A 22,311-nucleotide genomic window follows, 5' to 3' on the forward strand; every position below is an offset into this window, starting at 1 on the left:
CTTTCCAGCATCAGCGAGCAGATTGCTCCCGCGCGTTACAATTTCGCTACACAATGCCTCAAAACGGCAGACGGATCGGCGAAAGCCGCGCCGATTTGCAGCGAAATCCGATTGTCGTGGATCTTAGGATGGGCGGCGCGGCATACGCCGCCTACGGGCGAAGCCGCGCCGCCTTCTCCTAGAACTCTTTTAAGTCCATAGAAAATCGGAAAGCAGCTCCGACACTTTGCGTTATCGTATTTTTAACGCGAAACGGCGTCCGCTTTATTCGAAAAATGCCGCTGTCAGCAAACCAATTTTGATTACTTGCTGAGTTCGATGCCGCGCTTGGCTCTCATTTCGTCGAAGACGAGGCCGATCGCTTCGATCACCTTTTTCTCGGGATGCGCCTTGCAATAAACAATCGTTTCGTGCTCGGCTTCCTTCGAGCGCGGCACATTGATGTAATGTTTCTTCGCCAATCCATTGTACCAGCCGCTGTACCATGTGGTCAGCATGTCCGCGTCTTCCTGGAAAGTGTTGGCCAGCTCCGCGCAGGTCAGAGCCTGGACATTGAGATAGCCCTCTTTGTCCGCATAGGTTTGCAGTTCAACTTGAGCGTTCGCGCTGGACGCAAGGCACGCCATGATGGCCGCGGTGGCAAGCAATATCTGTCGCATTCTTCGTTCTCCCTGCTTGGGTCTTACGCCGGCATCCGGAGCCCAGTGTTGCATCACCGGCGAATCGCCGCCGCGTCAGCGCTAACCTTGTACTGTGACGGACGAAGGACAAACAAGCCGCGCCCGGAGTTTGCGCCGCCCGTTGAGCCCTGGGCCAGGGGCCTGGGCCACGCGCGAGGCGCGGCGCTATCGCTCCACCGCCGGGTGGGGTAAAGAGCAACTCGAACGAAACCGACCATCGTCGCGCCATTGGCGCGGGCCGGAGGGGCCTTGGGCCGGAAAAACGCCAAAAACCCCTCAGCGGCGGGCCTGGACGAAGCTCCAGCCCCCTCCATCTGGGGCGGCGGCTCAACCGGGGCGCGCCGAGCTAAGGAAAGAATTCCATGTCGCTGACAGTCGCTGTCCAGATGGACCCGATCGAGAAAGTCAATATCGCCGGCGATTCAACCTTCGCCCTCATGCTCGAGGCCGCCCGGCGCGGGCATCGCCTCTTTTACTATACGCCCGACAAGCTGTCCCTCTGGGAAGGCCGCGTCGTCGCACAGGCGGCGCCGATCGAGGTGCGCGACGTGGAGGGCGATCATTTCACCTTGGGCGAGCCAAAGCTGCTCGGTCTCGCAGGCGTCGACGTCGTTCTGCTTCGCCAGGATCCGCCTTTCGACCTCGCCTACATCACCTCGACGCATCTCCTGGAATTGCTGCCGCCAGAGACGCTCGTCGTCAACGATCCGGCGAATGTGCGCAACGCGCCGGAAAAGCTGTTCGTGATGCGATTTCCACAGTTAATGCCGCCGACGCTGATCACCCGCGACAAAGCCCTGATCGAGGGATTCCGCGAAGCGCATGGCGAGGTGGTGATGAAGCCCCTGCACGGGCATGGCGGCGCGGCCGTTTTCAAGCTCGCCCGCAAGGACCCCAATTTCGGCTCGCTCTTCGATCTGTTCGCGACGACATTTCGTGAACCCTGGGTTGTGCAACGCTTCCTCCCGCAAGTCAGCGAAGGCGACAAGCGCATCATCCTCATCGACGGCGTCGCCGCCGGAGCGGTGAACCGAGTGCCGGCGGAAAACGACATCCGCTCCAACATGGTGCGAGGCGGCGCCGCCGCTGCAACGCAATTCACCGAGCGCGAACAGGAAATTTGCCGCACGATCGGCCCGGAATTGAAACGGCGCGGCCTCCTTCTCGTCGGCATTGACGTCATCGACGGACATCTGACCGAAATCAATGTCACCTCGCCAACTGGGATCAGGGCGATCAAGCGGCTCGGCGGTCCCGATCTGGCGGTCGCCGCCTGGGATGCGATCGAGGCGAAAAGAATGGCCCCCGACGCCTTGCCATCGGTCAATGCCGAGCCCAAATCCAATTGGATCTTGCGGAGGATGCGCGGCGTTCGGCGTCCAGCCCACAACGGTCGGAACCCATGAGCGCCATGCTCGACACACTTTCACCGGCGCGGCGCCGGCGCAGCGGGGTGGTTTTGCCCCATGCGGCCTTGTTCGATCGGGCCGGACTTCGCGCCAGGATCGCGGCGTTGCACGCCAGCGATAAGCCTAGCCTCGACGTGCGCCGGGAGGTGATCGCGCTTTTTAACGCCGCCCTCGGCCATGGCCGGGCCATGGCCCGCAAGACGCTTGAAGCCAACGGCGGCGGTCTCGCCTGCGCCGGTCAGCTCGCGCATATCGAAGACGAATTGATCCAGGCGATTCATCATTATGTCGTCAATCATGTCATCGTTGGCGGTTGGCCGGAGGATGGCGACGCGGAGGCCAATCCCTGTACGATCGCCGCGGTGGGCGGATATGGCCGCGCCACCCTGGCTCCAGGGTCCGACATCGATCTCCTGTTTCTGCTTCCCGCCGCCAAGCGCGAGCGCGGCGAACGCGTCGTCGAAGCCATCCTCTATGTCCTCTGGGACCTCGGCCAGAAGGTCGGGCATTCGACCCGCACGATCGAGGAATGCCTGATCGAGGCGCGCGCGGACATGACCGTTCGCACTGCGCTGCTCGAGGCGCGCTTTCTTCTCGGCGACAAGGCGCTTTTCAAAACCATGCGGAGCCGGTTCGAGCGGGAGATCGTGCATGGCGAGGCGGCCGAATTCGTCGCAGCGAAGCTGGCCGAACGCGACGCAAGGGTCGCTCGAACCGGCCGTTCGCGCTATCTCGTCGAGCCCAATGTCAAAGAAGGAAAAGGCGGGCTGCGCGATCTCAATACGTTGTTTTGGATCGCCAAATATGTCTACCGGGTGCGTGAGGCCGCCGATCTCGTCGGAGCCGGACTGTTTTCGCGCTCCGAATATCAACTCTTTCGCCGTTGCGAGGAATTCCTCTGGCGGGTGCGCTGCCATCTCCATTTCCTGACCGGCAGGGCGGAGGAGCGGCTGACCTTCGATCATCAGCGCCAGATCGCGAGCCGGCTCGGCTATTCGACCCGCGGCGGCCTCGCCAGCGTCGAGCGTTTCATGAAACATTACTTCCTGATCGCGAAGGATGTCGGCGATCTGACCGCTATCGTCTGCGCCGCGATGGAGGAAAAACAAGCCAAGCCCTATGCCGCGCTGGATCGATTCTTCGGGCCGCTGCTCTATGACAGGACCCTCGTCGCCACCGGCGACTTCGCCATCGGAAGCGGCCGCGTCACGGTCGCCGCCGCGGATGTTTTCGCCCGCGATCCGGTCAATCTCATCCGCCTGTTCTGGGTCGCCGATCGCAACGGCCTCGCCATCCATCCCGATGCAACGCGGCTCGTCACCTTGTCGCTGAAGCGCATCGACGCGAAATTGCGCGCCAATGCCGAGGCGAACCGGCTGTTTCTCGACATTCTGACATCGCGCAACACCCCGGAGATCGTGCTGCGGCTGATGAACGAAGCCGGCGTTCTCGGACGCTTCATTCCAGACTTCGGCCGCATCGTCGCGCTGATGCAATTCAACATGTACCATCATTACACGGTGGACGAGCATCTTTTGCGCGCGGTCGGCAATCTCACCGACCTTGAAAAGCACAGGCTCTCCGGCGAGCACCCGTTGGCGAGCGAGATCCTGCCCTCGATCGGCAATCGGACCGCCGTCATTCTCGCGCTGTTTCTGCATGACATCGCCAAGGGACGGATGGAGGATCACTCCCTGGCTGGAACGCAGGTCGCCCGCGCCATCTGTCCGCGCCTGGGGCTGTCGGACGCCGAGACCGAGACGGTCGCCTGGCTGGTCGAAAACCATTTGATCATGTCCGACACGGCGCAGCGGCGCGATCTCGGCGATCGCAAAACCATCGCGACCTTCGCGAACCGGGTGCAGACGCTCGAGCGGCTCAAAATGCTCTTCATCGTGACAATTTGCGACATCCGCGCGGTTGGGCCCGGGGTCTGGAACAATTGGAAAGGCGAGTTGCTGCGCACGCTCTATTGGGAGACCGAGGTGGTGCTCGCCGGCGGCCACTCGACGATCGACCGCAAACGGCGCGTCGCCGAAGCGCGGGCGGAGTTGCGGCGCGCCTTGCCCAACTGGTCGGACCTCGATTTCGAAGCCTACGCGGCGCGCCACCCGCAAGCCTATTGGCTGAAGGCCGATCTCGACCAGAAGATCCTGCACGCCAAGCTTTTGAACATGACTGAAGTCGAAATGCCCGCGCCGGTGACCAATATCGTCGCCGATTCCGCCCGCGGCGTCACCGAGCTCACCGTGATCCCGCCGGACCATCCGCGGCTCTTGTCGATCATCGCCGGCGCCTGCGCCGCGTCCGCAGCGAATATCGTCGACGCCCAAGCCTTCACGACGACGGATGGAATGGCGCTCGACACGATTTTCATTTCGCGCGCCTTCGACTATGATGAAGATGAATTGCGGCGCGCCGGCAGGATCACTTTCGCCATCGAGCGCGCCCTGAAGGGCGAAATCGAGCTGCGCGAAATGGTCGCCGCGAGGACCAGCCAGGCAGGCGCGATCCACAATACATTCCGGCTGCATCCTGAAGTATCAATCGACAATTCGCTTTCCAATCGTTTCACCGTGGTCGAGGTTTCCGGCCTCGATCGTCCGGGCCTGCTTTACGATTTGACGACCTGCCTCTCCCGGCTTGGCCTCAACATCGGGTCGGCGCATATCGCGACATTTGGCGAGAAAGCGGCGGACGTGTTCTACGTGACCGATCTGGACGGCGGCAAAATCACATCGACGGAGCAGGGGGAATCGATCCGGCGCATGCTTTTGAAAACCTTCGCCCAATCAGCGGAGGCCGAGCGCTGACGGACATTGAGGCCAAAATAGCCCGGAGCGCCGCCTCCCAAGAGCATTTTTGAGCGAAGGGGATACCGGTTCGCGCTAAGAAAATGCGACAAAACAAAGACCTAGAGCGCTTTCTGATTCCGCCGAAACTGAAAGCGCTCTAGCGAGCCATTCGCTTGGCCTCAGAGGAAGAGCTTGATTTTTGCCGCTGAAAAACTGATATCCCGACACAGCGCGTCTTTCAGCGGATTGATCATGAACGATACAAAAAAGCCGACGAATGAGACTTCCGATGCCCCCGCCGACGCTCTCGCTTCGGCATATGCCGATCTCGCGGGGCAAGGCGCCGCCGGTCAACCTGACCCATTCGCGGTGCTCGAAAATCTTCAGCTCGAAAACGCCGGCTTGAAAGACAAGTTGTTGCGCACGCTGGCGGATATGGAAAATCTGCGTCGGCGCACGGAGCGCGAGGTGGCCGACGCAAAAGCCTATGGCGTCTCCTCCTTCGCGCGCGACATGCTGACTTTCGCCGACAATCTGCGCCGCGCCGTCGAAAGCGTCCCCGCCGAAGTTCGCCAGCAGGCCGACGGGCCGGTGCGAACATTGATCGACGGGCTCGAACTGACCGAGCGCGACTTCGCCTCGCGGCTTGAAAAATACGGCGTCAAGAAGCTCGAGCCGCTCGGCGCCAAGTTCGATCCAAATATGCAGGAGGCCTTGTTCGAGGTCCCCGACGACGCCGTGCCGAACGGGACAGTCGTTCAGGTCGTCGAGTCTGGCTATGCGATTGGCGATCGCGTCCTTCGCCCAGCGAAGGTTGGAGTCTCGCGAGGCGGCGCCAAGCCCGCCAATTAGCGCCCATATGTTCGAGCCAAGCGAAGCAGAACAACCAGCGCACTGAAGCTTCGAGCGTGTCCTTTCGGCCTAAAGCATGATCTGAGCGCGGTTTTCGATCAGATCATGCTTCCGACCCTGTCCATCTGAGCGATCCTTCGCTCAGATGGCGCCCTCGATGGGATCGCTCGAGAGCTTGTAAACCAAGAACTTCCAAATACTTTAGAACTTCAAGGTGACGCCCGTGCTCACGACCCAGGGGTCAAGCGCGACATGGGTGCGAATTGGGATTGCGGTGCCCAATACCGTCCCTTGCGCGTTGGTGGACAAGAAGAGCTTCTTGACGTCGGCGAAGACGCCGAGATTGGGAGTGAGCATGAAATCGGCGCCGCCCTGCAGGACGAAACCCCAGCTCTGATCGACCCCGAAATTATTGACCAGGATGCCATCGGCGATATTGCCGAAGTTAAGAAGATAGACGGCGCCTATGCCGGCATAGGGCTGAAACGGACCCAATTGCGTGACATGGTATTGGAGCAGCGCCATGGCGGGGCCCCAGCGCATGCTGCCAAGGAGATTGGTGCCAAAGGCGTTGGTCAGCGAGAATCCCGTGGCCTTCAAATGGGCGACGGGAGGAATGCCCGCGCTCAGCGCAATCGCGATATTGGGCGTAACGAAATATCCGAGCTCGAGAGCGACGGTATAGTTCGGCCGTATATCGATATTCGAAATACTTGCTATTCCGGCGACATTGTTGAAATAGCCGCCACCGGTCGATTGAGCATTGGTCTCCATGAAAGCGCCCAGGGCGCCGACGTGAAGGTAAAAGCTCGGCGACGGGGGCGGCGGCGGCGGAGCCGGCGGCGCCAAGTCCGCCGCTTCAACACGGCTTACTGCAAGCGCGGCAAACATCGCCACGGCGCAAAATCGAATTGCAGGCATCATCGACTTCCCTCCACTCTGTTTATTGAGAAAGGGTTCCCGCTTTCACGATTTTTTGTCAATCGATACAAAGCAACGACAATCGATCGGCTGACGTCTATGACTTATTTACCACAGATTCGGAAGCCCCAGCCGCAAGGCATTCGGACGGCCAGGCACGGAAAACTCCCAATTGATTGCGCGCGCACTGGCTGCGACAAAATCCCTCTTTTGCCGGTGCGCGCCATCTCGACTTTGCCAATGACAGATTTCAGATAAGGTGATAGCGCTTTGGCAAATAAAACAAGTTTTCGCCTCGGCGGGGCGTTTTGAATGGCGAGGGAGGAGGGCGAAAGTGACTTTTCAGCGACGTTTCCTTGACGGCATTTTCGGGCGCCGGGATTTTGGATTGGCGCAGCGGGCCGCCGAGCCTTTGAGCTTGGCCCGGCGGGCTTTGGCGCTGTGCCTTGTCGCGGCGCTGGGATTGGGGGCCGGCGCGTTGGACGCCGCGGCGCATTCGCGGCTGGTCAAGTCCGATCCCGCCGCGCGGGCGGTGCTGTCCGCCGCGCCCAAGGAAGTGCGGCTCTGGTTCAACGAGGCGATCGAGCCGGCCTTCGCGAAAATCTGGATCATCCCGGCGGAAGGTCCCCAGATTCCGCTCGCCAACCACCGCGACGACGCTGATCCGCGCCTGCTCGTCGCGACGCTTCCGGACAACTTGCCCAAGGGACCCGTCGCAATCGGCTACCGGGTCTTATCCGTCGACGGCCATGTCGTCGAATCGACGCTGACCTTCACCGTGCAGACCACCACCCAAAATCCAACCTAGGCCGCTTCGAACATGTTCGACCCGCTTGCGCTTGTGCGCGGCGCCGCAATGCTTAGCGGCGCCATTGTCGTTGGCTCCGGGTTCTTGCTGTGGCTGTTGCGCGGCTCCCTAACCATTGAGGTTGAGGGCGGCGCAACATGGCGCCGCCGCGTCGCTCTCATGCTCGCCGCCGCCGCCGCCGCAGGGCTCGTCGCAACCATCTTGTTCACGATCGGAACCGCCGCGGGCGCCGCCGACATCAGCGCTTTCGCAGTCGATTCTGCGGTGCTGAACACCTTTCTCACCAAGACATGGGCCGGCGGGGTCACGCTCGTCCAGCTCGGCTTCGCTCTCGCCGCAGGCGTTCTTTGCGGCCTTGCCTGGTTCACGCTGGAGAAAAAGCCGACCTCCGACCTCTTCCTGTTGCTGGCCGCGGTCACTGCGGGCCTTGGCCTTTGCGCCGGCGCTTTCGCCAGCCATCCGACCTCGATCGAACCGGCGGCGGCGGGGATCGGCGCCGCGATCGCCCATCGCGTCGCGATGAGCCTTTGGCTCGGCGGCCTCCCCGCCCTGATTTTGCTGATCGGCCTCACGCCTGTCGCGGACAACGCCCGCCGCCTCTCGCCGCTGGTCTTGCGCCGCTTCTCGGTTCTCGCCACCGCCGCCATGCTCGTCATCGCCGTCAGCGGAACCGTGTTGACCTGGTATCTCGTCGGCTATGTCTCCCGCGCGATCGGAACCGCCTATGGCCACCTGCTGATCGTCAAACTGCTGCTCCTTGGTGGCGTTCTCCTCATCGCCAGCAGCCTGCAGCGGCGCCTGTTGCCGGCGCTGGAGATGAAGCCAAGCGATTCGATCCTTCTAAGCTACGCCAAGCGGGTCAAGATCGAGACCGTTCTGGCGGTCCTCATCGTCGCCGCCGCCGCCGGTCTGGCGCAGCAAAATCCGCCCGAGCACGAAGACATCTACTGGCCGTTGCCATTTCGCTTCTCGATCGCCGCGACCTGGGGCGTTCCATGGGTTCCGACCATGGTCCTTGGCGGCGCGGCCCTGACAGCGCTCGGACTGGCCCTGATCGCCTTCGTGCTGCGGCCCTCGCTGCGGCCGGTCCAACTAACCCTTACGCCGCGGCATACCCTCATCGCCGGAGTCGCGGCCGGCTTGATCGGGCTCGCCCTGGGGCTGCCGGCCATCTCAGTTCAGGCCTATCCCGACAGCTATCTCACCACTGATATCCCCTACGGAGCTCAATCGATCGCCGACGGGTTGCGCCATGTCGAGGCCAATTGCACGCAATGCCACGGCGTCAGCGGACTCGGCAATGGACCGCTCGCGAAGAGCTTGCCGAAGCCGCCCGCCGATTTCTCGGCGCCCCATACCGCCCTCCACACCGGCGGCGATCTTTACTGGTGGGTGACCCATGGCATCCAGCCCTCGGGCATGCCGGGCTTCGCCGACGCGCTAAGCAATGACCAGCGCTGGAACATCATCAATTTCCTGCGCGCCTTCTCGGTCGGCTATCAGGCCAGGGTGATCAGCCCGAAGGTCTTCCCCGGCCAATCCTGGCTGGGGCCGCCGGATTTCCCGGTGACCGACCAGCAAGGCGTCACCCGCTCGATGCGCGACTATCGCGGCAAATCCGCGCTTCTGCTCGTCGTCGGTCCAGGCGATGCGCAGGATAAGGCGCGGCTCGAGCAGCTTCTGGCCGCCAAGGACCGCCTCGGCGAACTCGGCGCGCAAATCGTCCTCTTGTCGCCCAGCCCGGCGACGGCGGGCGCGGTGGGAAGCCTGCCGATCGAGCCGCTGCGCGACTTCGCCGCCGGCAAGATCCTGACCGTCGATCAGGACCAAGCCGATGCGCTCGCGACCTTTGGCCTGTTCACCCGCACCTTCGCCGACGCCAAGGTCGACGTCGCCAGAGCCCCGATCGAACATGCGGAGTTCCTGATCGATCCCTCCGGCTATATTCGCGCCCGCTGGATCCCCAACCAGGAAACCGGACCAGAAAGCTGGAGCGACATCGCCGTCCTTGAACAACAGCTCAAGACAATCAATAAAGAGCCAATCATCGCGCCCCCAATAGACGAACACCATTGAGGCTTTCTTTCCAATCAGATGAGTTCATCTGATTGGAAAGCGCTCCAGAGCATGGTGCCGAAAAGTGGAACCCGGTCTTCGGACGACATCATGCTCTACCTCTTTGGTGAGAGGCGGATTTAAGACTTTGGACGAGATCGCCTTGCGATTTCAGTCCAAAGTCATCCGGCTCTAGAGCGCCCTATTCGTGGAGATGACGCCTGCCGTCCGATCGGGGATGTCCCGTTAAGCCGTTTCCAGCCGATCTAAAGCTTTGTTTCTTATCGCATTTTCTTAGCGCGAAAGGGTTCGCTCGAAAATGCTTCACGCATCAACCTCGACACGCGGCAAGGGGCCAATTTAGCCGGCCGCCCCCTCATTGCTTTTTCAGGCTGAGGCTTTTGCCTTCCTTGGGATCCTTCAGCCAAACGCCGTCCGGCTGCTGATCGAGATGCGTGCTGTGGCCCTTGCGCGCGGTGAGCACGAGGCGGCCATTGACGATCTGCCAGGCGACCGGATCGAAGATCACAATTCCCTGATCGCGGCACCCTGGGGCGAGGGACGCCTTGTCGCCGCCCTTCGCCTTGGCCTTGTCATCCAAGGTCAGCATGCAGCCGGTGTCCTTGCCGCCATCGCGCAGAATCGAGTAGCGGCCAGCGGCTTCGCTCGCTTTTCCCGCCGCCCGGGGGGGACTGGCTTTTGCCGGCGCCGCCCAGCCCTGCGCCTCGGCGCAAATGAGAAGGCCCGCGGCGCAGACCAAACGGGGCCAAGCGCGGCGGAAATGCGCAATGATGGACGCCTCTAATGTCTTCTGCATTTTTCCTCATAATCCCGGAGCCGCTCAAAGGCCATGGGCTGCCTTTTATGACCGCAAGCGTGGCATCGCGAAGAGTTTACATCCGAGATCGTAAAAAAAGCTACTCTCGCCGGAGGGCAAGCGCCAAGGCGCCGCCGCTCCGTCGATTTGTGGGTCCGGCCAAAATGAGATATCCCATGCGACAGCGAGCGGATCGCGGCGATGCGCTCCGGCGCTTCAAACCGTCCAACTTTCGGCCATTTTCCCTAAGAGGTTCAGTTTGCAACGCCGCTTGCAGCCAAGCGCGAGAACGCCGGCCCCGGGCGAGAGACATGGCTTCCCTGATCGCAAAAGACGTTCGAAGGAAAGCGGCCGCGCCGGGGAGGCCTATCGGCGCCATGGCCATTGAGCTTGCCGGCGGATCGAGGATAATGCCAACCTGCGACGGGCCGATTCGGCATCGCCAGAACGGCGAAGGCCGCCGGTCTTCAGGCTTGAGAGATCTCGAACGAGCTATGGCATGTCTCCTCATCCAAGGCGGCCAATGCTCGCGCGGTGGCCGCCGGCACCCATGTAGGGCATCCCTTGGGAGGACCAACCCTTGTTTCGCCTAATCGGCCTTGCGCTTCGTCCTTTTCGCCTGACCTGCGGCCTGTGTCTTGGCCTCTCTATTGGGCTTGGTTTGGCTTCGGCGCGCGCCGACACCGTGCGGGCGCGCTATTCCGTGACCCTGATCGGGCTTCATATCGGAGAGGCCGCCGCGGTCGGATCGATCGATCCGGCAAGATACCGAATAGATCTCAACGCCAAATTGACCGGCCTTGCGGCAATGGTGTCGAATGTCAAAATGGCGCTGACCTCCACCGGCTCCGTTCACAAAGGGATCGTCGCACCCGCGAGCTTCGCCACGACGGCGGCGAGTTCTCAAGAGACCCGGACGGTGCGGATGTCGCTGAACGCGGGCAATGTGAAGAACGTGGAAATCACTCCACCCCTCGAAGACAAGGAGAGTCGGGTTCCGGTCACCGCGGCGAACAAGCGCAATATTCTCGACCCGACGAGCGCTTTCATCATGACTGTGCCCGAAGGCCAATCCCTGGTTGGGCCGGCGGCCTGCAACCGGACGATTCCTGTCTATGACGGCTATATCCGGTTTGATATCACGCTGTCCTATGTGGGCTCCAGGGACGTGGCGGTGAAAGGCTACTCCGGTCCGGTCTCGGTCTGCGCCGCGCGCTACACGCCCATCGCCGGGCACAGGTATGATTCAAGGTCGGCGCGATTCATGGCTCAGAACAGGGAGATCGAGACTTGGCTCGCGCCGGTCCCGCACGCCCATGTGGTGGTGCCTATTCATGTCGCGTTGACGACCCTGGCCGGCTCCGCCGTAATTGACGCCGTCGAATTTTCGGTCGAATCCGGCGGCGTTGCGGCCGCCACGACGAATTAGAGCGCTTTCATTTCCGCCGGAATCAGGCGGAATCGCCGCCGCACTCCAACACTTTGTTTTAATGCGTGGTTTTAATGCATGGCTCTGTCCAGCGAGAGCTGCATCTTTTGGAAAAGCCAAGGCAAACCCCATGATCACGCTCTACACGTTCGGGCCTTATTTCGGTCTTCCCGACGGAAGTCCCTTCGTCACCAAGGCCATGCTGCTCTTGAAGCTCGCCGGCCTCGCCTACGCGGAAGATCGCGGCGGCTATGGCCGGGCGCCGAAAGGCAAGCTACCCTATATCAATGACGACGGCGTCCTAATCGCGGATTCGACCTTCATCCGCTTTCATATCGAGAAAAAATACGGATTCGATTTCGACGCCGGGCTGGATCCCGCGCAAAAGGCCACCGGCTGGGCGGTCGAGAGAATGTGCGAAGATCATCTGAATTGGGCCATGATCGCCGCCCGCTGGGTCGACGAGGCCAATTTCGCCAAAGGTCCCGCCCATTTCTTCGACGCCGTCCCGCTGCCGATCCGACCCATCGTGCGCAGCCTCGTTCGCCGCAAGGTCAGGAGCAGTCTCATCGCGCATGGATTTGGGCGTCATGCGGAAGCCGAAGCCTTTGTGCTGGCCAAACGCGACATCGATGCACTCGCCACGCTCCTCGGCGACAAAGCCTTTCTGATGGGCAAGACGCCCTGCGCGGCGGATGCAACCGCCTTCGCCTTCATCGCGCATCTCCTGAGTCCGACGTTTAATGCGCCGATCCGAACCGCCGCCGAGCGCCACGCGAACCTCGTCGCCTATCGCGACAAGATCATGCGGCTCTATTTTCCTGCTTTCGCCTGAGGCGCGACAAAGGCCCTCGATTCTTGGCGGATCACTTGAGAAATACGTAGATATCGGCTTCGAGACTCGCGTCATCGCTCTCTTTAGTGTCCGAAAGATATTCCTCGATGAAGAGGTTTTTCGCCTCAAGACCCTTTTCATCAAGGAAAGCGGTAATGAGATCATAGGTCGAATCGATATCCTCATAAGCGCCGCGATGGAGGAATTTGATCGCCTTGCCGGAGGGAGAACTGCCGAGCTTCACCCCATCGGTCAGTTCGGTCTTCCCCTCGGGCTTCTCGGAAAGAGGGACCATCGCCTCGAAATGAAAGTTGGCGTCGTCGGTTGACAGGAACACCGCGAAAGGGCGCCCCGCCGGCGTCAATCCAGCGGTTTTGACCGCCGCGTCGACCTTAGCGATTGCGCCCGTGATGGACTTGAAGCCATTCTCCCAATCCGAATCGCCGCTGAGGAAAGCGACCGGCCTGGCGGGAACCTCCAGCGTCACGGTCGTGGCGTCGGTCGGGATGCCCGGCGCCGCCTTTGGCTGTTCGGCCTCGGTTGGCGCGGCAGGGGATGCCGAAGGGGACGCGGACGGATCGGAAGGAGCGGCCGCATCGGGAACAACCGGAGCGGATTCGGCGGCCGCCACGATCATGGCTTGGCGCGCCTGCGATTGCGCCGGGAGGCTCGATGCTATGAACATCACTGCGCCAATAGCCAGCGCGGCATTCGCCAATCGCTTGATGTCGCCGGTTCTCATTTGCCGCTCCAAAACTGTCACTGACGCTTGTCTAGCCGAATCCTCGGCTTGATTGTAGCGGTTGGCTGGGCGAAGCCAAGCGAACAGGATGCATAAGAACACGCGGCTTCGACAAAACAATGGCCGTTCCCCAATGTTTTTCTTACATTGCGAACAGAATCTGGCGAACAGAATCTGGCGAACAGAATCTGGCGAACGGAAACCCGATAGAATGAACGTAGGCTCATGAGTCCTCTCGGCAACAGGCGCGTCACCAAGATGAATGGTCTCGGCAACGAGATTTTGGTGCTCGACCTACGCGGCGGCGCCACTGCGGTCAGTGGGGCGGAAGCGCGCGCGATCGCGCAAGGCGAGGGCCTTGCGTTCGATCAGCTCATGGTGCTGCGCGAGCCGCGGTCGACAGATGCCGATGCTTTCATGACAATCTTTAACGCCGATGGCTCGGAAGCCGGCGCCTGCGGCAATGGCACGCGGTGCGTCGCTTGGACATTGATGCGCGGAAGCCAACGCAAGACGCTCGTGCTCGAGACCGCCGCCGCGCGGCTCGAATGCCGGCGTATCGACGAATGGACCTTCTCCGTCGACATGGGCCGGCCGCGCCTCGCCTGGAGCGAAATCCCTTTGGCCGAACCCTGCGCCGATACGAGCGCCGTCACTCTGCGGTTCGGCCCGGAAAGCGCGCCGCTGCTCGAGAACCCCTCGGTCGTCAACATGGGCAACCCGCACGCGATTTTTTGGGTCGCCGACATCGCGGCCTATGATCTGGCGGCCATCGGCCCGCTGCTCGAAAACGATCCAATGTTCCCCGAGCGCGCCAATATCTCCCTGGCCCAGGTTCTGTCGCGCGAACATATCGCGCTGAAGGTTTGGGAGCGCGGCGCCGGCTTGACGCGGGCCTGCGGTTCGGCTGCTTGCGCCGCTCTCGTCGGCGCGGCGCGCAAAAACCTCACCGGCCGCCGCGCTACGGTCAGTCTGCCGGGCGGCGATCTCGAAATCGAATGGCGTTCTGTGGATGACTGCGTCGTGATGACCGGTTTGGTCGAACTCGAATTCGAGACGACCCTCGACCCCGCCCTGTTCGAGGATCTCGCCGCGTGACAGGCTCCGGGCAGAGGCCGCAAGGCGTCGAGGTTGTGACCTTCGGTTGCCGGCTCAATCTCGTCGAATCCGAGGCTATGCGGCGCGCGGCGGCGGCGCAGGGTCGCCAGGATCTCGTCATCGTCAACACATGCGCGGTGACCGCGGAAGCGACCCGCCAGGCGCGCCAAGCCATCCGCCGGATCAAGCGCGAAAAGCCGAACTCCGAAATCATCGTCACAGGCTGCGCCGCCCAGATCGACCCCGATCAATTCATCCGCATGGCGGAAGTCGCGCAGGTTATCGGCAATGCGGAAAAAGCCGACCCGGACATCTGGGCCGGCAGCGACGGCGCGCGGGTAAAAATCTCCAACATCATGTCTGGGGACGCGCGGCCAGGCGTCCTCAGCGAAGGCGTCGAGGATCATACGCGCGCCTTTCTCGCGGTCCAGACCGGCTGCGATCACCGCTGCAGCTTTTGCATCATTCCGTTCGGGCGCGGCCCGTCCCGCTCAGCTCCGCTGGAAACGATCCTGGACGCCGCCCGCGATCTTGCCTCGAAAGGCTTCCGCGAGATCGTCCTGACCGGCGTCGATCTGACATCCTATGGGCATGACCTTGCCGGCGCGCCGAGGCTCGGAGGTCTGGTCAAGGCAATTTTGCGCGCGGCGCCCGGTCTCGAGCGGCTGCGGCTGTCCTCGATCGATTGCATCGAGGCGGATGCCGATCTCATTGACGCTTTCGCCGCCGAACCCCGGCTGATGCCCCATCTCCATCTTTCGCTTCAGTCCGGCGATGATCTCATCCTGAAGCGCATGAAGCGCCGGCACAGCCGCGCCGAAGCCGTGCGACTTTGCGCTAAGATCAAAAAACTGCGGCCGGAAATCGTGTTCGGCGCCGATCTCATCGCTGGGTTTCCGACCGAAACGGACGCCAGTTTTGAAAATACGCTGGCGCTGGTCGAAGATTGCGGCCTGACCCATTTGCACGTCTTTCCGTTTTCGGCGCGGCCGGGAACGCCGGCGGCGAGAATGCCTTTCGTCGCCGCCTCTATCGTGAAGGAACGGGCGCGGCGCCTGCGCGAGGCCGGGGCGGCGGCGCTTCGCTCCCATCACGAGGCCCAGATCGGAAAGACCCTACGCGTCTTGACCGAGCGCGGGGGCATCGGCCGCAGCGCGGATTTCACCTGCATCAGGACCCTCGATGCGCCGCCCTCCCGCATGATCGACGTCAAAATCACCGGAAACGGCGGCAAGGCGCTCGAAGGGGCGATTTGTTGACCTGACCTTAATTCGAAGCGCCGAACAATCGCTTTCATTGATTTATCGGATCATGGGGCGCCCACTCCGACCTGTTCGCCGGCAGGTCATGCAAAAATACTAATGAACGGAACGCATTCTTAAATTCCAATTTTCATGAAAGCGGCCTAGAGCATGACGGCTTCAAGTTGCATCGGCCATACTCTTAATCGCCTCGTTTTAACGCATGATCTTGTCCAAGAAGTCTGCAACTTTTTCAGAACACTAGAGCCGAGGCTTGGCGTCAAGCCGAGCCAATTGCGGAGATTCGCGTGCCATCCCTGATCCGTTTTCTTCTGGTTATCGGCGTTCTGGCGGGGATCGTCTTCGCCGGCATGATCGCTCTCGTGACCTTCGTCGAGCCGCAGCCGCGCGAAATGAGCCAATCGATTCCTCCAGCACGGCTGAACAAATAGGCGCCGCAATGCAAGCCAGGAACGGCTCCCATCGCCTGATCGAAGCCTTTCTCGACATGATCGCGGCCGAACGCGGCGCCTCGAAAAACACAATTCTGGCTTATTCCCGCGACCTTGCCGATTATGTCGCGGCTCTGGGGCGCGCCGGCAAGACGCCGCTCGAGGCGGAAAGCGGCGATATTCGCGCCTATCTCGGCCAGCTCCAAGCCCATGGCCTGAAACCCGCTTCAAGCGGTCGAAAACTCTCTTCGATTCGCCAGCTCCACCGGTTTCTCGTTGCCGACGGACGCCGCGCCGACGATCCGGCGGCCATTCTCGAAGGGCCGCGCCGCGGCCGGGGCCTGCCCAAAATCTTGTCGATCGCCGAGGTCGATCATCTCTTGGCGGTCGCCCGCGAAGGCCTTCAGGATTCCTCGCGCCCAGACGGGGAGCGCCTGCGGGCGCTGCGCGTCGCCGGCCTCCTCGAACTCCTCTACGCCACGGGCCTGCGCGTTTCGGAACTTGTGTCGCTGCCCAAAAGCGTGACGCGCTGCAAGGACCCGCTCATCACCATTCGGGGCAAGGGCGGGCGCGAGAGGCTGGCGCCCTTATCGGCCCTGGCGCGCCAGGCGCTCATCGCCTATCGCGCCTTTCTAGAGCAAAGATATCCCGGCGCGGCGCAAGGCCCCTGGCTGTTTCCGGCGGACAGCGAAACCGGCCATCTTACCCGGCAGGCTTTCGCCCGCGATCTGAAAACCTGCGGTGCCGCCGCCGGAATCGCCTCGGCCCGGATCAGTCCGCATGTGCTGCGCCACGCTTTCGCGAGTCATCTTCTGCAAAACGGCGCCGATCTGCGCGTTGTGCAGGAATTGCTGGGCCATGCGGATATTTCAACGACGCAAATCTACACCCATGTGCTCGACGAGCGGATGAAAGCCATGGTGCGCGATCTTCATCCCCTGAATGACGAATGATCCGCGCGGCGCGCCAACCCGCTCTTTCAGCGAGGGACTGCGTATCAAGCCGGACCCTCATTTTCGTCGCCTTTTCCATCGGCGGCGGCGAGCACGAGCCGGATGAGTTCCGCCTGTCGATGCGTTCCGGTCTTGGCGAAGATGCTGGAGAGCTGGGTGCGGGCCGTCGCATCCGAAATCCCGCGCCGGGCCGCCGCCGCCTTGCGGCCATCGCCCTTTACGATCTCGGCGGCTAATCTCGACTCCGCGATTGTCAGGCCATAATCGCGGCGGAGGTTTCGCTCCAGGCGGCGCCGGTCAAGGTCTGGATCGGTCGCCATGACGAGGACGACCGGCGCCTTTGAGGCGAGCCAGGGAACCTCCACGGCGGTGCGCTGGGCCCTGAGAGGCGTCACGCTCACGCGCAGCGGCGAACGCTGGGAGCCGCGCCGAATTTCAACCTCTCCGCCAAGACCAGGTCGCCCGCCGGCCGAAGGAGCACAAGAGGCGATCGCGATTTGCAGGCCGCGCGACCCATCGCTAGCGGCGAGGCGATCGTCTCGAAGAACAAGCGCGTCTCCGGCGTCGAGCATCGTCTTGGCCGCGGCGTTCGCGAAGAGCACCCTGGCGGCGGCGTCGACGAGAAAGGCGCCATGCCTCAAGCCTTCAAGCCGCTCCGGCGCAGCGTCCGGGTTGACCTCCTGCGATTTGAGCTGGCGATGGATGCGCACGGCGCGGTCGAGATGACGCAACACCGTCTTGAAGACGAGCGTCTGCTCATCGGTGACGAAATCTTTTCCAGGCGCATTGACCACGCAGATCAACGACGGAACCCGATCCTCGCTCAACGGATGAGCGTCCGCCTTTCCAAGATCGGCTTCGGCCGGGCGCCACCATTCGTTGAAGGTGGGCGTCGCGAGATAGCCCTTGCCCGGCATAAAACTGCCTGGCGAGAAAATCGCGCCCGCGGGGAGGGTCGTCGTTTGGATCCAGAGCGGATCGCGAAACTCCAGAGGGTTCTCCCTGCCGGCGAAATCCAATCCCTCCTCTACGGCCGACGGCGCTGCGTTGACCCGCCAATCGGTAGTAGCGACAATTGTTTGCGTCCCGCCCATGGCGTCGGCAAGTTTTCCCAGCACCGATGGCCAGAGATTGTTGTCGAGCACCGCCTCGTAAATAAAGTCGATCAAACCGAAGAGTTTGTCGTCCCCGTTCATTGCATCGCCCTCTACCCGTGCGGAACAGGTCTCGAAAAACGCGCCGGTGTTTCAACAAGATCCAATTTCATCGCCATGACTTTTGGCGCTTCCATTGGAAGCGATCTTGTTCATTTCAATTTTAGCAAACCCAAAAAACGCGCGACGGCGTTGTTCTATGTCAAATGGCTCGCCCGCCGTTTTCATTTCACGGCTAAGAGCGATTGCCGAAACAGGAGCGCGCCGCATGCGCTGAGATCCTTTTGCTCCATCCTTCCAGGGAAGCATGTGAGAAAGAACACACCCGTGCCCAGCGCCAGGAACAAAACATGAAACCAGCTTGCGAACATGACGATATAGCGATTTAGGATAAACGATTTAGGACAAACGTTCGATGCAATCTGAGGCCAGTCTGGCACATTGGCGAAGCCACAGGACGTTGGAGCTCCCAGCAACGTCCTACAAATTTAAGCACCTAAAAATTTTTCTTATTCTTTCGAATGCCCCCCCTTCATAAGAAGGTGGCGCGCCGGGCCTCGGTTTGGTCCCGCGGCGAGCCAGGCTCGGAGAAAAGCATCGGACCAGCGCGCCACAGCGGCGTCATGCCGGAACCAGCCTTGCAGATGTCGATGGCTGGGATGGGCCCCCGGCTGCGCCATGCGCCCCGCCGACCGGATCGACCAAAGGCACATCATGGCCAAAGTCACCTCCGGGTGAAATTGGAAGCCATAGGCGGACGCGCCAAGGCGAAAGGCCTGCGCTTCGAAGTCTTTTCCTTTCGCCAGAAGAGTCGTCCCGCGCGGAAGATCAAATCCCTCCCGATGCCATTGGTAGACGCGATTGGGGAAACGGCAGTCGCAGACGCGATGCCCGTGTTCGGTCGGATCGATCGGATAATAGCCGACCTCCACGCGGCCTTGCGGATGCGGGCGAACGCGATGGCCGAGATGGCGCGCCAGCATCTGAGCGCCGAGGCAAATCCCGAGAAATGGCTTTTCTTCCTTGAGCGGAACGCCGATCCAGTCAATTTCACGGCGCAACCAGGCGTCTTCGTCATTGACGCTCATCGGGCCGCCGAAAACAATCACGCCGGCATGATCCCTCAGCGTTTCCGGCAACGGGTCGCCGAAACGGGGACGGCGGATGTCAAGCTCATGCCCCCTGGCCTGCAAAAGCCGTCCGAACCGCCCGGGCGTCGAATGTTCCTGATGCAGGATCATGAGAACCCTGCCGGAAGAAGTGAGTCGCATCGGCATGATCAATAATTTTGGCGACCAAACTCGGCCGCCGTCAAGCGTTGCCGCGCCGTTTTTGCTGCAAGCGCGAAAGAACCGGCAGGACCAGGGCTTTTGGCGAAAACGGCAGGAGCCATGCGGTGATTTTATTGACGAGACCAGGCACGACCTCGCGGCGTCCGGCGATCAGGCCGGCAAACCCCGCTTCCGCGACCTCCATCGCGCTTTGGCCCGGAAGAAAGGCTAAGGTTTCGGCTTCGAAACCGGCGCGGGACTGGAATCCGGTGCGCGTGTAGCCGGGACACAGCACCGTGACCGCGACGCCCCGTCCGCGCATCTCCTGGCCGAGCGCGAGCGTGAACGAACGCACGAAGGCCTTCGACGCGTAATAAATCGCCAAGCCAGGCCCGCCCGGGAAGAAGGAGACGATCGAGGCGACGTTCAGGATCTTGCCGCGCGCCGCCACGATCTGCGGCAGAAAACGCAGGGTGATTTCGACCAGGGCCCGGACATTGAGGTCGACGATCGCGAGCTGCTCGGCGGGATCAAGGGCGACGCATTCGCCCATGAGGCCAAATCCTGCATTGTTCACAAGGACATCAGGCGACGCGCCAGCTTTTTGCAGCGCCGCCGCGAGTTGCTCTACGGCGCCCCGCTCCGCGAGGTCGGCTGCAAAAACCAGCGGGCGCGGGCGCCCCAAAGCAGCGATTTCATCGGCGAGCGCATCGAGCCTATCGCGGCTGCGCGCCACGAGCGCGAGGTCATGGCCATGCCGGGAGAAAACCCGGGCGAGATCGGCGCCTATGCCGCCCGAGGCGCCGGTGATTAAGGCGACTCGGCGCATTCCGTCCGGCTCCCCGCTCATGCGCCCCCCTTCGGCGGCGGGGACCAAGGTCCTGGCGGCAGCGGCTCCACTGAGGTCTCCGGCGGGGCATCGCGCGCAACGCGCTGGCGCGACAGTACCCGGTCCCTGGTCGAAACGCCGAGAAGCTCGGCGACCCGCCAGATGGTGTTTTCCTCGAATTCATGGATCTCGCCGTCGGCAAAGGCGATATCCCACATCATGTCCACGATTTTCAGTCTGCCGTCGTCGTCGAGCGTGCGCTTAAGGACGCTGGTGAACTGGTAGAAATCGACGGCGTCGCGATCGCTCTGCTCGGCCTTTTCGACCAATTCCGCGGTCGCGCTCGGATCGAGGCCAAAGCGCTCCTCGATGATCGCGCTCAGCCGCGCCCGCTCGGCCGGATCGGTCGCGCCGTCGACGCTGGCGACATGAATAAGCAGGGCCGCCGCCGCGAGACGATAATCATCCTCGTCAAAGCGCTTTCCGGCCTGCTCCGACCGGCTCACCTCGGCGATGAAGGATTTCAGCGCGTCGAACATCAAATCTCTCCAGATCCCGATCTTGTCCGAAAAATGGGACGCGCCGGTCCATTCGCCTCCTGCGCCAATCAACGCAGCAGCAGACAGGTCCAATAGCCTTCGGGGCGATGATAGGCTCGGCGCAACTCATGGATCCAGGCCCGACATGACGCCCTTGTGGGGAAGCAGACTTTTTCGTCGCGCCAATCGACCAGGGCTTGGCCATAAGGGCCGGCAAAGGGGCGTCCGCCGGAAAAATGGCCGAACCAGACCGAACGCCAGGGCAAGGTTTCCGCTGTGATTGGAGGAGCCCAGGGCGGCGCTCCGATCGAGCAGGCGACGCCAAAGTCGGCCAATTCGGCACCGCTCGCTGCGTCAGCGCGGCTGGCCAAAGAAAGACTTGCGAAGGAAAGGATTGCGGCGGAAAGGCCCGCGGCCACAACGAGAGCCAAGACTCTGGTCTCGCCGCGGGCGCGTTCGACCGCTGCGCTATGTTGGATCATGCCTCGCGTCCGATAATTCCGGTGATGGTCCGCCCGAATCGAGCACTGTCAAGCAATGGGGAGCGACGTGAAAGACGCCCTGACCTTCGCCCACAATCCGCCATATCGCAAGCGCGAATGCGCCTTATCAACTCTTGTCTGTCCGGCCGCCCGGAAGGGGATCGCTGGCGATCACGTCCCCGCCCGGCCAAGATCGGCCATCTTTTTGAGCCATTCTTGCCGTTTGAGGTCGTTCGCCGCTTCGATCAGCCCGAACAGGCTCTCCTTGATCGGACCGATGCCGCAAAATCCCAATATATTGCGCTCCAAGCTTTTCAGGCCATGGGCGCCGAAATACCAGCGATAAATCAGCGCGGGCATGCCCATTGTGACAATGATGCGCGCGCTTTTGCCCTTGAGAAGCTGCGTCCACTTGCCATTCGACGAATTGAGCGCGTCAAAGGCGAAGCCTGGGCGGAATGCCTGTTCGAAAAATGCCTTCAAGAGAGCGGGCATCGACCCTAGCCACAGCGGATAAATGATGACGAGATGATCGGCGGCGCCGATCGCTTCCTGGGCGGGCTTTAACGCGCCGGGCAAGACGCCGTCATAAAACTCCTGCTTGGTGCGAAGCAAAGGGAAATCGAGCTGGGCGACTTCGATGCGGGCAACCTCATGTCCGGCGGCTTCCGCGCCCTTTGCGTAAGCATCGGCGAGCGCATGGCAAAGATGATGTCCGGCGGGATCCGGGTGTCCTTGGATGATGACGATCCGTCGCGCCATGCGACGAGCCTTTACTGGAGGCGCGAGTCGCGCCGCCCGAGAACAAAGGCATGGAATAGGGCGCGCGGAGGCGGTCTTCACTGATGTGAATCAAGAGCCGCGCCAGCGCGGGGCCCGCTAATTTTGGGTGGACCTGGGTCGGCGGCCTAATCGGGCAATCATTCGAAGACATTTCCCCTCGACAAGG

Annotated in this window: 22 protein-coding genes; 11 read left to right on the forward strand and 11 right to left on the reverse strand. The window is 61.8% G+C overall.

Annotated features, from left to right (window positions below):
• Window positions 1–302 precede the first annotated feature (302 nt).
• Window positions 303–659, reverse strand: coding sequence for an HdeA/HdeB family chaperone (locus DL86_RS04530; RefSeq protein ID WP_036258739.1), 357 nt, complete (start codon window positions 657–659; stop codon window positions 303–305).
• Between the two features lie 383 nt (window positions 660–1,042).
• Between DL86_RS04530 and gshB the strand changes: the two genes are divergently transcribed.
• From gshB to grpE, 3 genes are all read left to right on the forward strand, one after another.
• The gene (gene gshB, locus DL86_RS04535; RefSeq protein WP_084572702.1) at window positions 1,043–2,086 is read left to right on the forward strand and encodes a glutathione synthase; all 1,044 of its coding nucleotides are present in this window, start codon (window positions 1,043–1,045) and stop codon (window positions 2,084–2,086) included.
• Window positions 2,087–2,091: 5 nt separating this feature from the next.
• Window positions 2,092–4,902, forward strand: a complete 2,811-nt coding sequence (locus tag DL86_RS04540) for a [protein-PII] uridylyltransferase (RefSeq protein ID WP_036259058.1) — start codon at window positions 2,092–2,094, stop codon at window positions 4,900–4,902.
• Window positions 4,903–5,136: 234 nt separating this feature from the next.
• Window positions 5,137–5,736, forward strand: coding sequence for a nucleotide exchange factor GrpE (gene grpE, locus DL86_RS04545; RefSeq protein WP_036258741.1), 600 nt, complete (start codon window positions 5,137–5,139; stop codon window positions 5,734–5,736).
• Between the two features lie 201 nt (window positions 5,737–5,937).
• Here the strand turns inward: grpE and DL86_RS04550 are convergent, their stop codons facing one another.
• Window positions 5,938–6,660 carry an OmpW/AlkL family protein gene (locus DL86_RS04550; protein ID WP_084572703.1) on the reverse strand — a complete coding sequence of 241 codons (723 nt, stop codon included), beginning with the start codon at window positions 6,658–6,660 and terminating at the stop codon, window positions 5,938–5,940.
• Window positions 6,661–6,991: 331 nt separating this feature from the next.
• Here DL86_RS04550 and DL86_RS04555 point away from each other — a divergent pair, with 331 nt between their 5' ends.
• Together DL86_RS04555 and DL86_RS04560 are read left to right on the forward strand one after the other, a co-directional pair.
• Window positions 6,992–7,465, forward strand: coding sequence for a copper resistance CopC family protein (locus DL86_RS04555; protein WP_162180392.1), 474 nt, complete (start codon window positions 6,992–6,994; stop codon window positions 7,463–7,465).
• Between the two features lie 12 nt (window positions 7,466–7,477).
• A complete protein-coding gene (locus DL86_RS04560) occupies window positions 7,478–9,541 on the forward strand; it encodes a CopD family protein (protein WP_036258742.1) in 2,064 nt (687 codons plus the stop codon).
• A 355-nt stretch (window positions 9,542–9,896) separates the two neighbouring features.
• Here the strand turns inward: DL86_RS04560 and DL86_RS04565 are convergent, their stop codons facing one another.
• Complete coding sequence (locus DL86_RS04565; RefSeq protein WP_084572705.1) at window positions 9,897–10,337, reverse strand: AprI/Inh family metalloprotease inhibitor; 441 nt, start codon at window positions 10,335–10,337, stop codon at window positions 9,897–9,899.
• A gap of 580 nt (window positions 10,338–10,917) precedes the next feature.
• Between DL86_RS04565 and DL86_RS04575 the strand changes: the two genes are divergently transcribed.
• Window positions 10,918–11,766 carry a DUF3108 domain-containing protein gene (locus DL86_RS04575; protein ID WP_245276241.1) on the forward strand — a complete coding sequence of 283 codons (849 nt, stop codon included), beginning with the start codon at window positions 10,918–10,920 and terminating at the stop codon, window positions 11,764–11,766.
• A 130-nt stretch (window positions 11,767–11,896) separates the two neighbouring features.
• Window positions 11,897–12,601: a glutathione S-transferase family protein gene (locus DL86_RS04580; RefSeq protein WP_036258744.1), complete on the forward strand. Its 705-nt coding sequence runs from the start codon at window positions 11,897–11,899 to the stop codon at window positions 12,599–12,601.
• Window positions 12,602–12,632: 31 nt separating this feature from the next.
• Here DL86_RS04580 and DL86_RS04585 read toward each other — a convergent pair whose 3' ends face one another.
• Window positions 12,633–13,343: a GyrI-like domain-containing protein gene (locus tag DL86_RS04585; RefSeq protein ID WP_036259072.1), complete on the reverse strand. Its 711-nt coding sequence runs from the start codon at window positions 13,341–13,343 to the stop codon at window positions 12,633–12,635.
• A gap of 225 nt (window positions 13,344–13,568) precedes the next feature.
• Between DL86_RS04585 and dapF the strand changes: the two genes are divergently transcribed.
• From dapF to DL86_RS04605, 4 genes are all read left to right on the forward strand, one after another.
• Window positions 13,569–14,441, forward strand: a complete 873-nt coding sequence (gene dapF / locus DL86_RS04590) for a diaminopimelate epimerase (RefSeq protein ID WP_036258745.1) — start codon at window positions 13,569–13,571, stop codon at window positions 14,439–14,441.
• Window positions 14,438–15,700 (forward strand): tRNA (N(6)-L-threonylcarbamoyladenosine(37)-C(2))-methylthiotransferase MtaB, encoded by a 1,263-nt coding sequence (gene mtaB, locus DL86_RS04595; RefSeq protein ID WP_036258747.1) that lies wholly within the window; start codon window positions 14,438–14,440, stop codon window positions 15,698–15,700. Before dapF ends, mtaB begins: the two co-directional genes overlap by 4 nt.
• A gap of 290 nt (window positions 15,701–15,990) precedes the next feature.
• Window positions 15,991–16,134: a hypothetical protein gene (locus DL86_RS04600; protein ID WP_036258748.1), complete on the forward strand. Its 144-nt coding sequence runs from the start codon at window positions 15,991–15,993 to the stop codon at window positions 16,132–16,134.
• 8 nt (window positions 16,135–16,142) lie between these two features.
• Window positions 16,143–17,087, forward strand: coding sequence for a site-specific tyrosine recombinase XerD (locus DL86_RS04605; RefSeq protein ID WP_036258750.1), 945 nt, complete (start codon window positions 16,143–16,145; stop codon window positions 17,085–17,087).
• Between the two features lie 44 nt (window positions 17,088–17,131).
• Here DL86_RS04605 and DL86_RS04610 read toward each other — a convergent pair whose 3' ends face one another.
• The 7 genes from DL86_RS04610 to DL86_RS04640 all read right to left on the reverse strand — a co-directional run bounded on the left by DL86_RS04610 (window position 17,132) and on the right by DL86_RS04640 (window position 22,124).
• The gene (locus DL86_RS04610) at window positions 17,132–18,283 is read right to left on the reverse strand and encodes a helix-turn-helix transcriptional regulator (protein WP_036258752.1); all 1,152 of its coding nucleotides are present in this window, start codon (window positions 18,281–18,283) and stop codon (window positions 17,132–17,134) included.
• Window positions 18,284–18,334: 51 nt separating this feature from the next.
• Entirely contained in the window at window positions 18,335–18,511 is a 177-nt protein-coding gene (locus DL86_RS19655; RefSeq protein WP_156964474.1) for a hypothetical protein, read from the reverse strand.
• Between the two features lie 239 nt (window positions 18,512–18,750).
• Window positions 18,751–19,518, reverse strand: a complete 768-nt coding sequence (locus DL86_RS04620; RefSeq protein WP_036258755.1) for a glutamine amidotransferase — start codon at window positions 19,516–19,518, stop codon at window positions 18,751–18,753.
• A 34-nt stretch (window positions 19,519–19,552) separates the two neighbouring features.
• Entirely contained in the window at window positions 19,553–20,362 is an 810-nt protein-coding gene (locus DL86_RS04625; RefSeq protein WP_084572706.1) for an SDR family NAD(P)-dependent oxidoreductase, read from the reverse strand.
• Window positions 20,359–20,880: a tellurite resistance TerB family protein gene (locus DL86_RS04630; protein ID WP_036259076.1), complete on the reverse strand. Its 522-nt coding sequence runs from the start codon at window positions 20,878–20,880 to the stop codon at window positions 20,359–20,361. The genes DL86_RS04625 and DL86_RS04630 overlap by 4 nt, the downstream gene beginning before the upstream one ends.
• A gap of 68 nt (window positions 20,881–20,948) precedes the next feature.
• The gene (locus DL86_RS04635) at window positions 20,949–21,362 is read right to left on the reverse strand and encodes a hypothetical protein (RefSeq protein WP_036258757.1); all 414 of its coding nucleotides are present in this window, start codon (window positions 21,360–21,362) and stop codon (window positions 20,949–20,951) included.
• Window positions 21,363–21,533: 171 nt separating this feature from the next.
• Window positions 21,534–22,124: an NAD(P)H-dependent oxidoreductase gene (locus tag DL86_RS04640; RefSeq protein WP_036258760.1), complete on the reverse strand. Its 591-nt coding sequence runs from the start codon at window positions 22,122–22,124 to the stop codon at window positions 21,534–21,536.
• Between the last annotated feature and the right edge of the window lie 187 nt (window positions 22,125–22,311).

This window comes from Methylocapsa aurea (assembly GCF_000746085.1).
In the GTDB taxonomy this organism is placed as follows: Bacteria; Pseudomonadota; Alphaproteobacteria; order Rhizobiales; family Beijerinckiaceae; genus Methylocapsa; species Methylocapsa aurea.

Excerpts from the sequence above, each read along its gene's own strand:
- gshB (WP_084572702.1), top strand. The coding sequence starts at position 1,043 with ATGTCGCTGACAGTCGCTGTCCAGATGGACCCGATCGAGAAAGTCAAT.
- DL86_RS04625 (WP_084572706.1), bottom strand. The coding sequence starts at position 20,362 with ATGAGCGGGGAGCCGGACGGAATGCGCCGAGTCGCCTTAATCACCGGC.
- DL86_RS04565 (WP_084572705.1), bottom strand. The coding sequence starts at position 10,337 with ATGCAGAAGACATTAGAGGCGTCCATCATTGCGCATTTCCGCCGCGCT.
- DL86_RS04580 (WP_036258744.1), top strand. The coding sequence starts at position 11,897 with ATGATCACGCTCTACACGTTCGGGCCTTATTTCGGTCTTCCCGACGGA.
- dapF (WP_036258745.1), top strand. The coding sequence starts at position 13,569 with ATGAGTCCTCTCGGCAACAGGCGCGTCACCAAGATGAATGGTCTCGGC.
- DL86_RS04530 (WP_036258739.1), bottom strand. The coding sequence starts at position 659 with ATGCGACAGATATTGCTTGCCACCGCGGCCATCATGGCGTGCCTTGCG.
- DL86_RS04620 (WP_036258755.1), bottom strand. The coding sequence starts at position 19,518 with ATGCCGATGCGACTCACTTCTTCCGGCAGGGTTCTCATGATCCTGCAT.
- DL86_RS04540 (WP_036259058.1), top strand. The coding sequence starts at position 2,092 with ATGCTCGACACACTTTCACCGGCGCGGCGCCGGCGCAGCGGGGTGGTT.
- DL86_RS04640 (WP_036258760.1), bottom strand. The coding sequence starts at position 22,124 with ATGGCGCGACGGATCGTCATCATCCAAGGACACCCGGATCCCGCCGGA.
- DL86_RS04610 (WP_036258752.1), bottom strand. The coding sequence starts at position 18,283 with ATGAACGGGGACGACAAACTCTTCGGTTTGATCGACTTTATTTACGAG.
- DL86_RS04550 (WP_084572703.1), bottom strand. The coding sequence starts at position 6,660 with ATGATGCCTGCAATTCGATTTTGCGCCGTGGCGATGTTTGCCGCGCTT.
- DL86_RS04605 (WP_036258750.1), top strand. The coding sequence starts at position 16,143 with ATGCAAGCCAGGAACGGCTCCCATCGCCTGATCGAAGCCTTTCTCGAC.
- DL86_RS19655 (WP_156964474.1), bottom strand. The coding sequence starts at position 18,511 with ATGCGGCGCGCTCCTGTTTCGGCAATCGCTCTTAGCCGTGAAATGAAA.
- DL86_RS04635 (WP_036258757.1), bottom strand. The coding sequence starts at position 21,362 with ATGATCCAACATAGCGCAGCGGTCGAACGCGCCCGCGGCGAGACCAGA.
- DL86_RS04560 (WP_036258742.1), top strand. The coding sequence starts at position 7,478 with ATGTTCGACCCGCTTGCGCTTGTGCGCGGCGCCGCAATGCTTAGCGGC.
- grpE (WP_036258741.1), top strand. The coding sequence starts at position 5,137 with ATGAACGATACAAAAAAGCCGACGAATGAGACTTCCGATGCCCCCGCC.
- DL86_RS04585 (WP_036259072.1), bottom strand. The coding sequence starts at position 13,343 with ATGAGAACCGGCGACATCAAGCGATTGGCGAATGCCGCGCTGGCTATT.
- DL86_RS04630 (WP_036259076.1), bottom strand. The coding sequence starts at position 20,880 with ATGTTCGACGCGCTGAAATCCTTCATCGCCGAGGTGAGCCGGTCGGAG.